9 protein-coding genes are annotated in these 13,857 nt (G+C 42.4%); 7 read left to right on the plus strand and 2 right to left on the minus strand.

The window, feature by feature from the left end:
• Positions 1-133 precede the first annotated feature (133 nt).
• The gene (locus AC2VOY_RS08675; protein ID WP_491830923.1) at positions 134-2,455 is read left to right on the plus strand and encodes a patatin-like phospholipase family protein; all 2,322 of its coding nucleotides are present in this window, start codon (positions 134-136) and stop codon (positions 2,453-2,455) included.
• 322 nt (positions 2,456-2,777) lie between these two features.
• A complete protein-coding gene (gene acnB, locus AC2VOY_RS08680; protein ID WP_491830925.1) occupies positions 2,778-5,375 on the plus strand; it encodes a bifunctional aconitate hydratase 2/2-methylisocitrate dehydratase in 2,598 nt (865 codons plus the stop codon).
• A gap of 92 nt (positions 5,376-5,467) precedes the next feature.
• Here the strand turns inward: acnB and AC2VOY_RS08685 are convergent, their stop codons facing one another.
• Entirely contained in the window at positions 5,468-5,884 is a 417-nt protein-coding gene (locus tag AC2VOY_RS08685; protein WP_491830927.1) for a YacL family protein, read from the minus strand.
• 493 nt (positions 5,885-6,377) lie between these two features.
• Here AC2VOY_RS08685 and glnK point away from each other — a divergent pair, with 493 nt between their 5' ends.
• The 5 genes from glnK to AC2VOY_RS08710 all read left to right on the plus strand — a co-directional run bounded on the left by glnK (position 6,378) and on the right by AC2VOY_RS08710 (position 11,930).
• The gene (gene glnK / locus AC2VOY_RS08690) at positions 6,378-6,716 is read left to right on the plus strand and encodes a P-II family nitrogen regulator (protein ID WP_491830929.1); all 339 of its coding nucleotides are present in this window, start codon (positions 6,378-6,380) and stop codon (positions 6,714-6,716) included.
• Positions 6,717-6,729: 13 nt separating this feature from the next.
• Positions 6,730-7,959 (plus strand): ammonium transporter, encoded by a 1,230-nt coding sequence (locus AC2VOY_RS08695; protein WP_491830930.1) that lies wholly within the window; start codon positions 6,730-6,732, stop codon positions 7,957-7,959.
• Positions 7,960-8,151: 192 nt separating this feature from the next.
• Positions 8,152-9,204 carry a Fe(3+) ABC transporter substrate-binding protein gene (locus AC2VOY_RS08700; protein WP_491833059.1) on the plus strand — a complete coding sequence of 351 codons (1,053 nt, stop codon included), beginning with the start codon at positions 8,152-8,154 and terminating at the stop codon, positions 9,202-9,204.
• Between the two features lie 3 nt (positions 9,205-9,207).
• Complete coding sequence (locus AC2VOY_RS08705) at positions 9,208-10,881, plus strand: ABC transporter permease (RefSeq protein ID WP_491830932.1); 1,674 nt, start codon at positions 9,208-9,210, stop codon at positions 10,879-10,881.
• Entirely contained in the window at positions 10,878-11,930 is a 1,053-nt protein-coding gene (locus tag AC2VOY_RS08710; RefSeq protein ID WP_491830934.1) for an ABC transporter ATP-binding protein, read from the plus strand. The genes AC2VOY_RS08705 and AC2VOY_RS08710 overlap by 4 nt, the downstream gene beginning before the upstream one ends.
• Here the strand turns inward: AC2VOY_RS08710 and AC2VOY_RS08715 are convergent.
• Positions 11,923-13,854 (minus strand): beta-N-acetylhexosaminidase, encoded by a 1,932-nt coding sequence (locus AC2VOY_RS08715; RefSeq protein WP_491830936.1) that lies wholly within the window; start codon positions 13,852-13,854, stop codon positions 11,923-11,925. The two genes, AC2VOY_RS08710 and AC2VOY_RS08715, sit on opposite strands and share 8 nt — an antisense overlap.
• Positions 13,855-13,857 lie beyond the last annotated feature (3 nt).

Raw genomic sequence — 13,857 nt, forward strand, 5'->3', positions numbered from 1 at the left:
TGGCTAATTACGGGTATAATTCGCATCTCATTATCTTTGTGGTTTTCAAAGCCAATGCTTTTGATTACTCTAGATCGCCAATCAACTATAAATTCCCTATATTTGAATATGCTTTGTGGGAAGGATCATCAACATGTGCAGCATTAGGTTTCAAGTTCGTTATCTCTTACTTTGGGTCACCCTATTTTCGCTTCTTTTTTCCATACCTAGTTTTGCGACAGAAAAAACCGCGAGTGGCCAGGTACGTCCAACGATTGCCTTAGTTTTTGCCGGTGGTGGCGCCAAAGGGGCGGCGCATGCTGGGGTGCTCAAGCAACTTGAAGCAATGAATATTCCAATTGATATCGTTACCGGTACGAGTATGGGGGCGTATGTTGGCGCTTTATACGCGATGGGGATGAATGCACAAGAAATCGAAGATACCATGACTTCTGTCGATTGGAATTTAGGTTATCGCGATCGCGTTAATCGCAATGAAAAGCGCTTACGTGAAAAAGCTTACGATGATACCTACCAGTTGCAAACTGACTTAGGGTTAGATAAAAAAGGCATACGGGTGCCTAAAGGTGTGGTGCAAGGACAAAACATGCTGCAAATTATCCGTAAAACCTCCGGCAATCCAAGTACTTTTAGAGATTTTGACCACCTTGCTGTACGCTATCGCGCGGTGGCGACCGATGTGGTGAACCTAAAACCTGTGGTTCTGGACAAAGGCAACTTGGTAGACGCTATGATGGCAAGTATGTCTGTGCCGGGCGCGCTACCACCTTATGAATATCAAGATATGCTGCTGGTCGATGGTGGCGTGACCAACAACATGCCGGTTGATGTTGCCAAAGCCATGGGCGCAGATGTGGTGATCGCTGTTGATATTAGTACCGATTATAAAACCAAAGAAGAGCTCGAAACCTTAATCTCGGTAGCCGATCAGCTTACTAACTATATGGTGCGCCGCAGCACCCAAGAACAAATTGAGAAATTGTCAGATCAAGACATTTTATTAAAGCCGGCAGTGGGAAAAATGGAAACTACGGACTTTTTTGAAATGTCACGCGCCTTTAAGCTTGGAGAAGAAGCGACAACTGCACAAGCATATAAACTCAAGAAACTTGCCTTATCGAACTTAGATTACCAAGCCTATCAGCTTAAAAAGCGTAATATGTACGCCAAAATACAGCAAAAAACGTCGCGTAAAATTGCCAAAGTTAAGGTGGATAATCAAACCCATTACAATGATGTTTTGGTTGAAAACCGTTTAGGCATCAAACCCGGCGAAAGCTATACTCAAGAAGAAATCGAAACCAAGGTGCGCAGTCTTTACTCTGTTGATCGTTTTGAAAAAGTCACCTACAGCTTTGTTGATGGTGGTCGTAAAGGAGATATTTTAAATATCAAGGTTGAAGAGAAGTCTTGGGGGCCGAACTACCTTGATTTTAGATTTTCACTTGAGGATGACTTTGCTGGCACGAGTAAATATGCTCTGGGGATGAGCGCTAACTTCACCGATCTCAGCGACAATGGTACCGAAGTACGCACCAGCCTTGAGCTCGGTACAGATAAATTGGTAGGGGCTGAGCTGTATACTCCACTGAGCGCGGATCAAACTTACTTTGCCAATACGAGCTTAAAATATACCAATCAGATGTCACGACTCGCTTTTGCGGATAATCTGGAAGATGGCTTTAGTAGTTCGCTTGATGACATAGACAATGCGTATGATGTTGAATATGTTCAATATGAAGGTGAGCTCGCGCTAGGTTATCAGCCGGATCTGGACCAAGATATACGCACAGGGTTTCGTTATACTTATGGTGAAACCGAAGTTGATAATTTTGCCGGAGGCGTCGACTTTAACTATCGCCGTTATGGTTTTTTTGCCCGTTATCGAAACGATACTTTAGATAGCTTTAGCTTCCCAACAAATGGCTATTACGTTGATTTAAATTATTTATATTCAAATGATGAAATCGATGACGATGGAGTCTTTGATGACGGCCGCACGCGCAACTGGGTCAGTGAGTACAGTGGCACCTTCTTGGCGGCGAAGAATTATTTACAACATAGTATTTCCACTCAGCTTGAATATGGTGTCGTGACAGGCCAAGACTCCACTTTCCCAGTGACTTTATATGAATTAGGCGGCTTTTTGAATTTGTCAGGGATCCCGCGAGATAGCTTGGCTGGGCGCAATAAAGCTTTAGCCAGTTTGGTGTATCGCTACCGCTGGTTTGAGAATGACTTTGGGCTATTCCGTTCACCGGTTTATCTCGGTGCATCCGTCGAATATGCTGGGGTATGGAATGATCCAGATGATTACTACAACTCTGATGCTATGCATATCGGTGGTTCAATTTTTACTGGGATTGACTCGCCTTTAGGACCGATCATTTTCTCTTATGGACGCACAGAAAATAATTATGACTCGGTTTATTTATTGATAGGTTCACCCTTTTAAATAAATAGCCTAGGGGAGTTTAAAAGAACAAGAAAGGATCACGCTATTTTAATTGGATATAAACTAAGCTAAATTAGTCATACAAAGTTATTTTTTTATTGATATAAAAAGAAAATTTTCTCGCTGTTTTGTAAGTTTGATCTCAAATTAAAATATCTTAAATGTAACTCAGATTTTAATTGTATGTGAAATTTGTTACTTTAGTTCTTACATCTTGGCATTTAAGAGTAATTGATATCCTTACAAAAATGCCAAGTATCCAAGGAAGTTTTCTCTCATATAACTAAATCAAGAGAGAAGACCGCAATATGAGGAAGATGTCGTGCTTGAAGCTTATCGTAAACATGTAGAAGAGCGTGCTGCGCAAGGTGTGGTGCCGCAGCCGCTAAATGCAGAGCAAACTGCTGAACTTGTTAAATTGTTAGAAACGCCGCCACAAGGCGAAGAAGACTTTATTCTAGATCTTTTTGTTAATCGTATCCCGCCAGGTGTTGATGAAGCCGCTTATGTCAAAGCCTGTTTTCTTGCAGCAATCATCAAAAAAGAAGCAAGCTCACCATTAATTGATCGCAAAGAAGCGACGCGCCTGCTCGGTACTATGCAAGGTGGTTATAACATTGAACCACTGATTGAATGTTTAGAAGATGAAGAGTTAGCTGAGATCGCAGTCAAAGCGCTGTCGCATACATTACTCGTTTTTGATGCTTTCTATGATGTTGAAGAAAAAGCCAAAGCCGGCAATCCACACGCACAAAAGATCATGCAATCTTGGGCGGATGCGCAGTGGTTCCTTGACCGTAAAAACCTTGATGAAAAAGTCACGCTGACTGTGTTTAAAGTCACAGGTGAAACCAACACAGATGATCTTTCGCCAGCGCCAGATGCTTGGTCACGTCCAGATATTCCTTTGCATGCACTCGCAATGCTTAAAAATGCCCGTGATGGGATTGAACCTGACAAAGCAGGTGAAGTTGGCCCAATTTCAACCATTGATAAACTAAAAGAAAAAGGCTATCCACTCGCTTATGTTGGCGATGTTGTGGGCACCGGCTCTTCACGTAAATCTGCAACCAACTCAGTGCTTTGGTTTATGGGCGAAGATATTCCTTACGTGCCAAACAAACGCGCAGGTGGTTTTGTCTTTGGTGGTAAAATTGCACCAATCTTCTTCAATACGATGGAAGATGCGGGCGCATTGCCAGTTGAGTTTGATGTCTCAAAATTAAATATGGGTGATGTGATTGATGTTTACCCATTTGAAGGCAAGGTATGTAAAGCCGGCACAGATGAAGTGCTCTCAACCTTCAAGCTAAAAACCGATGTGATTTATGATGAAGTTCGCGCCGGTGGCCGTATTCCGCTTATCATTGGCCGTGGGCTAACGGACCGCGCGCGTGAATCACTTGGTCTTGAGCCAAGCGATGTGTTCCGCCGTCCTGCGCCTGCCAAAGATTCAACAGCAGGCTTTACGCTTGCGCAAAAAATGGTTGGTAAAGCATGTGGCGTAGAAGGCATTCGTCCGGGCACTTACTGTGAACCTAAAATGACAACGGTTGGCTCACAAGATACCACAGGTCCAATGACCCGTGATGAGCTAAAAGATCTCGCATGTCTTGGCTTTTCAGCAGATTTGGTAATGCAGTCTTTCTGTCATACGTCAGCTTATCCAAAACCTGTTGATGTGACGACGCATAAAACATTGCCTTATTTTATGACCAACCGTGGCGGCGTATCGCTACGTCCGGGCGATGGTATTATTCACTCATGGCTAAACCGCATGCTCTTGCCTGATACAGTCGGTACAGGTGGTGACTCGCACACCCGTTTCCCGATGGGGATTTCTTTCCCTGCAGGTTCTGGTCTAGTTGCCTTTGCCGCGGCAACTGGCGTAATGCCTCTGGATATGCCTGAATCTGTATTGGTTCGCTTTAAAGGCAAGATGCAACCAGGTATTACCTTGCGTGATTTAGTCCATGCGATCCCTTATTACGGAATTAAAAATGGCCTATTAACAGTTGAAAAGTCTGGCAAAATCAATGAATTCTCAGGTCGCGTACTTGAAGTTGAAGGCCTTGAGCACTTAACGGTTGAGCAAGCGTTTGAAATTTCAGATGCATCGGCGGAGCGTTCAGCTGCGGGTTGTACGATTAAACTGTCACAAGAGTCGATTGCTGAATACCTTGAATCCAACATCGTTATGCTGAAGTGGATGATCTCAGAAGGTTATGGCGATCGCCGCACTATTGAGCGCCGCATTGTCGCGATGCAAGAGTGGCTGGATAACCCAAGCTTGATGGAAGCAGATAAAGACGCTGAGTATGCCCATGTGATCGACATTGATCTGGCTGAAATCAAAGAGCCAATTTTATGTGCGCCAAATGATCCAGATGATGCGCGTCTACTTTCTGATGTGCAAAATACTGAAGTTGATGAAGTCTTTATCGGTTCATGTATGACCAACATTGGCCACTTTAGAGCGGCAGGTAAGCTGATTGATAGCCATAACGCAGTGCTTGATACCAGACTTTGGGTCGCGCCACCAACTAAGATGGATAAAGATCAGCTGATTGATGAAGGCTATTACAGTATCTTCGGTAAAGCTGGGGCACGTTTAGAAACTCCGGGATGCTCGCTATGTATGGGTAACCAAGCGCGTGTTGCAGATGGCGCAACAGTTATCTCAACCTCAACGCGTAACTTCCCGAACCGTTTAGGTACTGGCGCGAATGTCTTCTTGGCATCGGCAGAGCTTGCTGTGGTCGGGGCGATTTTAGGACGCATTCCAACCCCTGCAGAATACTTAGAGTTTGCAGATAAGATCAATGCAACTGCTGCGGATACCTATCGCTATCTAAACTTCCACCGTATGGATGCTTATACGAAACCTGCGAATGAAGTGATTATCCAAAAAGCAGTCTAGTTGATTGGTTTTAACTTAACAGCTTAGATAACTAAACCAGCCTCTGTGATGATACTCATTCAGGGGCTGTTTTTTTATTTATTGAAGGGCGATTAGCGTACAAACTCATCCCAAGATTCAAGCATTTGCTCAAAATCTTCGACGCCGCAAAAAGCTTCGCTCTCATCTGGGTACTCATCGAGCATATCATCGGGATCAAAATTCTGAGTCTCGACAAATTCTACTTCATCCAAAATATCAGCATAGGCTTCTGTTTCTTTTTCTTCTAATAAGGAAATCGCCTGAATATGCACTTCATTATTTTCAATTTGAAGGCGCCATTGATCTCCTTGATAAGTCCAAGTCTGCAAATTATCGTGGTGCGCTTTTGCTGCAGCTAGGATGGCGGCCAACTTTTGTTTATCTTTTCCAATTTCTTCAATTAACCATAAACCAATGGCTTCATGGCCTTGTGAAAACTCGGCGCGATAGCTGCCATCTAAAATATCTTTTTTAAATTCAAAGTCCATAGCTTTGCCTTTTGTTTCGTTAAACGTACGATTTTGTATAAGTATAACAATTTCATTGTCCTTTGACTGAGCTTTCTCTTGCTCAGATCCGGTGCAAATCCGCACTATTTTTGATGCTTATTTTTTTCATTTGATAGTTTTAAATAGGTTTGCACTATTTTTGTGCATTTGTTTTTTGCGCTTTTCCAACTATTTGTGAGTTAGATTGAATTGTTGGCACTATTTTGGTGCGTTGAGGTATTTTGGTGCCTAGTGTCAATCGAGGTTTTTGTGATTAAACAGTGTGATGAATAACTAAATGCATCTAGGTTTTGTTTATTTTTATTTGTTTATCAATTATTTATGTTTTATTTTTGATGGTTTTTGGTTTTTTGGCACGCATATTGTATATCTATTATCAGTTGTAAAAATTGGCTTCGTTGTAGCAGTCATTATTTTAGATTGCACTGGCCACTTAAAAAATTGCTCGGACGCCTAAGAAAGAGGGAACGTTATGAAACAAATTACCGCAATCATCAAACCATTTAAAGTCGATGATGTTCGTGAAGCGCTTGCAGATGTAGGCATTGAAGGGATGACAGTGACTGAAGTAAAAGGCTTTGGCCGTCAAAAAGGTCACACAGAGCTTTATCGTGGCGCAGAATATCAAGTTGATTTCTTGCCAAAAGTGAAGCTAGAGATCGCCACTCAAGCAGATAACGTTGATCGCGTGATTGAAGCGATCACACAAGCTGCGCAAACCGGCAAAATCGGTGACGGTAAAATCTTTGTTTACGATTTAGAACAAGCGATCCGTATTCGTACGGGCGAAACAGATAACGAAGCACTGTAAGGGAGATAAGAGCATGGATACAGTAGCAACGATTGGTGAATTAAAATACGCACTTGATACATTTTTCTTACTCATTTCTGGTGCTTTAGTCATGTGGATGGCAGCAGGCTTTGCAATGTTAGAAGCAGGCATGGTGCGCTCTAAAAATACCACTGAAATCTTAACTAAAAACTTTGTGCTATTTGCAATTGCTTGCACCATGTATTTGGTTGTTGGCTATAACATCATGTACGTAGATAACGCAGAAGGTGGTTTCCTACCTTCAATTGGCCTACTTATTGGCTCTCAAGCAGAAGATGCATCACACTCACTTGGTTCTGATTTCTTCTTCCAAGTAGTATTTGTTGCAACAGCAATGTCAGTAGTTTCTGGCGCAGTTGCTGAACGTATGAAGCTTTCTGCTTTCCTTGTTTTCTCAGTGATTCTAACTGCATTTATCTACCCAATTTCAGGTTACTGGACATGGGGCGGCGGTTTCCTATCTGCAGCTGGATTTAGTGACTTTGCAGGCTCTGGTATTGTTCACATGGCAGGCGCAGCAGCGGCTCTAGCTGGTGTACTACTACTTGGCGCGCGTCGTGGTAAATATGGTAAAAACGGTGAAATTCACCCAATCCCAGGCTCAAGCATGCCGCTTGCAACTTTAGGTACATTTATCCTATGGTTGGGTTGGTTTGGCTTTAACGGTGGTTCACAACTTGCACTTGCAAGTGCAGATGATGCAACAGCTATCGGTACTGTTTTTGTAAACACTAACGCAGCAGCTTCTGCTGGCGCAATTGGTGCTCTAATTGTTGTTAAATCTATTTGGGGCAAAGCTGACCTAAGTATGATTCTGAACGGTGCATTAGCAGGTCTTGTGGCAATCACTGCAGACCCAGCTTCTCCATCACCTCTATTTGCTGTTGTAATTGGTGCGGTTGCTGGTGTGATTGTTGTGGCAAGTATCGTAGCCTTTGACAAAATCAAAGTTGATGATCCAGTGGGTGCGTTATCTGTTCACGGTGTATGTGGTTTCTTCGGTGTAATGGTTGTGCCACTAAGCAACGCAGATGCAACATTCGGTGCACAGCTTCTAGGCGCAGTATCTATCTTCGCTTGGGTATTCATCGCAAGTCTGATTGTGTGGCAGGTTCTTAAATCTGTAATGGGTATCCGCGTAACACAAGAAGAAGAAATGGAAGGCATGGACATTCACGATTGTGGTGTGGTTGCTTACCCTGAGTTTGCTGTGAATAAGTAATAACAGATTAAAAACTCAAGAATAAAGAGTATAAATATTTGCTTACAAAAGCCTCGCTAAAAAACGCGGGGCTTTTTGCATTTTTGCAATATGAGATCTTGTTTTTTTAGGTTTGTTCTTTAATATTAATCGCATTGAGAATTATTATCACTTACAAAAAACAAGGAAAGTCTTATGTTAAAGCTATCTTTTATGTCAAAACCATCACGACAGCAAACTTCTAACGTTTCATCTGCAGTTAAACTATCTTTGCTGACTGGTTTAGGGCTAAGCAGTATTGCGCCAGCTTTTGCAGCAGAGGAAGTCAATGTCTATTCTTACCGCCAACCTTTTTTAATTGAACCTATGCTAGATGCCTTTACCAAAGAAACAGGGATCAAAGTTAATGTTCAGTTTGCCAAAGATGGCTTGGTGGAAAAGCTTAAACAAGAAGGTGAATATAGCCCAGCAGATGTACTATTAACTGTTGATATTGCACGTCTTTCTGATCTTGCGAAGAATGACTTAGTCCAGCAAGTTAAAAACAAAGAAATTGAGCAAAATATTCCCGCGCAATTTAGAAGCGCTGACAATGAATGGTTTGCCTTAACCACTCGTGCGCGTGGGGTTTATTCTTCAAAAGAGCGCGTTGGTAAACTTCCGGCTAGCTTTGATTACATCAACCTTGCTGATCCGCAGTGGAAAGGCAAAATTTGTACCCGTAGTGGTAAGCATCCTTACAATGTATCTTTAGTTGCGTCAGTGATCGCACATCACGGTGAGGCAGAAGCTAAAACTTGGCTAGAAGGCGTGAAAGCAAACCTTGCACGTAAACCTCAAGGCAATGATCGCGCGCAAGTTCAGGCAATTAAAGAGGGCGTGTGTGATGTTTCACTAGGGAATAGCTATTACCTTGGCAAAATGCTTGAAGATGCAGAGCAAAAAACATGGGCAGAAGCTGTAGAGTTAAACTTCCCTGGTCAAGAAGCGAACGGGACGCACGTCAATGTCAGCGGTATGGCGATGGCAAAACATGCACCAAACCAAGAAAACGCTTTAAAACTCATGACCTTCCTTTCTTCAGACAAAGCGCAAGCTATGTACGCTGAAGTTAACTATGAACACCCAGTGAAACCAAGCGCGCCTGTTTCTGAACTTGTTGCGTCATGGGGTGAGTTTAAAGTGGATGACCTAGCTTTAGATGAAATTGCGAATAACAAAGAGAAAGCAGTTAAGTTGCTCGATGAAGTGCAGTTTGATCTTTAATTTATGTTGCAGTACTTAAAAAAAGCTTCGTTGCAAAGCCTGTTTTGGTTATTTAGTTTGAGTTTATGCTTGCCGATTGTGGCAATCTTTTACCAGTCTATTGCTGAAACAGGTGCCTTATTTGAGCATTTAATCACGAGCGTATTACCTACCTATGCGCTCAATACATTTGCCTTAGTACTTGGCGTATGTGTACTGAGTTTATGCTTTGCGCTGCCGCCCGCTTGGTGCTTGACCATGTATCAAGTGCCAACTGGACGTTATTTGCAATGGCTTTTAGTGCTGCCGTTAGCTATGCCTGCGTACATCATTGGTTATATCTATACCGATTGGTTTGATGTCGCAGGCCCAATTCAACTTGCACTACGATCTATCACAGGTTGGCAAGTTCAAGATTATTCTTTTTTTGAAATGCGCAGTTTAAGTGGCGCGATTTTAGTCCTTTCGCTCGTTTTATTTCCTTATATTTACTTATTAGCACGTAGTGCTTTTTTAAGTCAAAACACGCGTTTGCTGCAATCGGCGAGTATTTTAAAAGCTAGTTCGAGTCAAAGTTTTTTCAAAATCGCACTGCCTTTAGCAAGACCTGCCATCATGGTTGGTTTGTCCTTAGTTGCGATGGAAACGCTAGCAGATTTTGGCACAGTAAAATACTTTGCGCTCAATACCTTAACCACAGGCGTGTATGATACTTGGCTTGGTTATTCTAATTTAGGCGCAGCCGCGCAGATTGCTAGCTTTATGTTACTGGTGATCTTTTTGCTGATTGGTTTTGAAACCTATGGCCGCAGAAAGCAAAAAGTGTTTCAAGAGTCTAGCCCCCAAGCGCCGCTAAAAAAGCCACTGCATGGATGGAGGAAATATTGCATTGTAGTTTGGTGTTACCTTCTTGTATTCGCAGGCTTTATTCTTCCTTTATGGCAGCTTTTGAGTTATGCGTGGCGTTATTTCTCGCAAAGCCTTAATAATGAGTTTTTTATCTATACTCAAAATAGCTTGATGGTTTCGACGCTTGCTGCCAGCGTGGCACTGATTTTTGCGTTATCTGCATGTTTCTATCAGCGCTATTATCAATATCATGATTTTCATCATTCAAGCATAGGTTTATTTAAACTTAATCGCTTGGCAAAGGCGCCGAGTTTGATGGGCGCTTTAGGGTATGCATTACCGGGAACGATTCTTGCGATTGGTTCGATGACGGTGTTACTTGGGCTAGATCATGCTCTTAATAATGGATTGAAAGCATTAGGCTTTTCACCTGTTGGACTAGTGTTTTCTGGCTCTATTGTCGCGCTAATTTTTGCCTTTGTGGTGCGTTTTAGCGCAGTCGCGATTGGTAGTGTACAAAGTGGCCTTGGACGACTTTCACCAAATTTAGATTACGCAGCGCGAAGCATGGGCGAGTCTTGGTTTGGGGTGGTACAAAAAGTACATCTTCCTTTGCTTATGCGTGCAAGTTTAACTGCCTTCTTACTTGTTTTTATTGAATCAATGAAAGAGCTTAATGCGTCGATATTATTACGCCCATTTAATTTTGAAACCTTAGCCACCTATGTCTACAACTACACCTCTGATGAAATGCTAGAGCACGCATCTTTGGCTGCGATTTTATTGGTGGTGGTGGGCACTTTACCGCTTATTTTTATTCATCGCTCAATTGATAAAGGATCTTTATGATTGCCTCGACACATGCGCTAGTTGTGCAAAATATCGCCAGTGCTTATCAAGATAAAACGATTTTAGAAGATATTGATTTATCTTTAGAAAAGGGTGAAATCTTATGTCTTATCGGTGCGAGCGGGTGCGGTAAAACAACACTGCTCAAAGTCATTGCAGGTTTGCAGCCCATTACCAAAGGCGGTATTTTCCTTGGGGCGAAACAAGTTTCTTCGCCAAATGAGCAAGTGCCGCCAGAGCTGCGTAATATGGGGCTGATTTTCCAAGATTATGCTTTATTTCCACATATGACAGTGGCGCAAAATATTGGCTTTGGCTTAACTCACCTAGAAAAAGCTGCGCAAGCAAGACAGATTCAAAAAATGCTAAATCTAGTGCATTTAGAAGAGTTTGCCGATAAGTTTCCACATCAACTTTCTGGCGGTCAGCAGCAACGTGTCGCTATTGCGCGCAGTCTTGCTTATGAGCCTGAGCTGATTTTACTCGATGAGCCGTTTTCAAATATCGATTCGCAAGTGCGTCAAAAGCTCATTATGGAAATACGAAAGATTTTTAAATCTCAAGGCGTGAGCGCGATTTTTGTCACGCATAATAAAGAAGAAGCCTTTGCGTTTAGTGATAAGGTGGCGCTGATGAATCAGGGGCGAATTGAGCAATTTGGCTTGGCGCAAGACTTATACCATGCGCCTAAAACTAAGTTTGTCGCGAATTTCTTAGGCGAAGCCAATTATATCTCAGCCACTTATATTGGTGAGCAGGCGTTTCTTAGCCTATTTGGAGAGTTTGGCGCTATTTGTACCAATATAAGTCATCAAGAATTGATGCCAAACCATGCCTATCAAGCTTTGATCCGCCCAAGTCAACTGGCGTTAAGTTTGGATGAAGAGGGGCAAGGGCAAATCATCGAGCGTACCTTTATGGGTGATATTTTCCATTATTTAATTGAATATCAAGGCAAGATATTGAAAGTCTATCATGATCAATGCCTTGCCTTAGATGAGAAGGTGCGCTTGAGTTTAACTACCTCACGCGCGGTGATTTTTAATTAAGCTGCTCAAGCCTAGTTTGAAAGTCTTGCCAATTTTTATTTTTCGCTGCGCTCCATGCCACTTCTGAGACAGCATACAGGCGCGGGAAGAGCATATGTTTAAGTCTGCTTTCATCTTTAACAAGCTCGCACCAAAGGCCACATTGAACCCCTAATACATGCTTAAACTCAGCGCTGTCTCTGTCTAGTTGGTTTAACGGATCATAGCTGTAAGTTTTTTCAATTGGGGTGAAACCTGCCCAGTTAGCGCCCATTGCATCAATTTTATTGGATTGAATAATATCCAGATACGTATATTGCGCAGGTTGCAAGATCACATCAAACCCATTTTTGGTACATTCATAAGCGGCTTCTTCTGAGGTCCATGAGCAAATAATGGTTTCAGTTGAGATTTTATCGCCATGACAAATCTCTTCCCAACCAAGCATGCGTTTGCCTAAGGCTTTAAGTTTGTTTTCAACATAACGTAAAAAATAACCTTGCAGCGCTTTTGGATCATCAAGTTGCTCTTTTTGTATCAAAGCTTGCGCGGCTGGGCTTTTCTCCCATACGCCTTGTGGCACTTCATCTGCGCCCATGTGTACATAGTCTGACTCAAACAAGTCACAGACCTCTTCAAGAACCGTATCAATAAAGGTATAAGTTCCCGCTAAACCTGGGTTTAACACATTATCTGAATAATGTTGGACGCTGCGATAGATAGACTTATCAGCATCTTCAACAAGTAAATGTGGCAGAGACTTTATTGCCGCGCGGCAGTGCCCTGGGATATCAATTTCAGGGATCACTTCAATTTGACGCGCCTTAGCAAAAGCAATCACATCCTTGATTTCATCTTGAGTATAAAAACCACCATAGGTCTCAGCCAAATGGCTATATTGCGGCTCAAGCGTTTTATCAATTCCACGCCATGCGCCAACTTGCGTCAGTTCGGGGAATGCCTTGATCTCAATACGCCAACCTTCATCATCGGTTAAATGCCAATGAAAGCGGTTGAATTTTAACTGTGCAAGCGTATCTATGAGCTGCTTGATGGTCTCAATGCTATGAAAATGACGCGCGCAATCAAGCATCATGCCGCGATGCCCAAATCTTGGGACATCCAATATTTTTTGGCACTCAATGAAAGACTTCCCTTGTTTGACTTGGGCTTGAATTATTTGAACCAAACTTATGACAGCATAAAAGAAACCAGCTTTCGCTTGGGCCTGAATACTGATTTGCTCCGGCGAGATAGTGAGTAAATATGCCTCATCAGAATCTTTAAAATTAGGGCTGTCACTGGCAGCAAATATAACATTTAAACCTAGGTTTAAGCCTGTTGTTTTAGATATATCTGCGCAGCTTTGGGCTAACCAAAGATTGGCTTTTTTCGCCAGCAAAGTGGTGACATCTGATTGGTAACTTTCTTCAAAACTATAGTTCCCTGACTGAGCTTTAATCGCCAGCGGTTTTGGAATAATTGGGCTTTGAATCTCGGGACACCCATCATTTTCTGAGTCATTAAACTTGGGACACCCACCTGTCTCTAAATCCATTTGTGAGTCGTCGTCAAGCTTACTAATGAGTTGAGGTGTCAGCAATTCCACACTTAATAATTGCTCTCCTTGCACTAGGATAGCCTCATTAATGCCATCATCATACTGGGTGAGCGAGGCGGCCTCGACATCAAAATAAAGCTGAATCACTTGTTTGGGATTGAATGTATTTGGTAGCTTAAGTTGGCAAAAGCTGCCCACTTGTTCGAATTTAAATGAATCCTCTAATCCCTCAAGGCGAACAGAATCAGGATATATATAATAGCGAAACGCAAAATTTAACTGCCAACCTTGTATGCTTTGATTGGTATGGTTGGTTAAGCTAACGCACACGGATGTACGATCTTCGTGTTGAGCGAGTACTTTAAATCCTAATTGAATACTCATACT

Source organism: Vibrio sp. KMM 9700 (assembly GCF_058545285.1).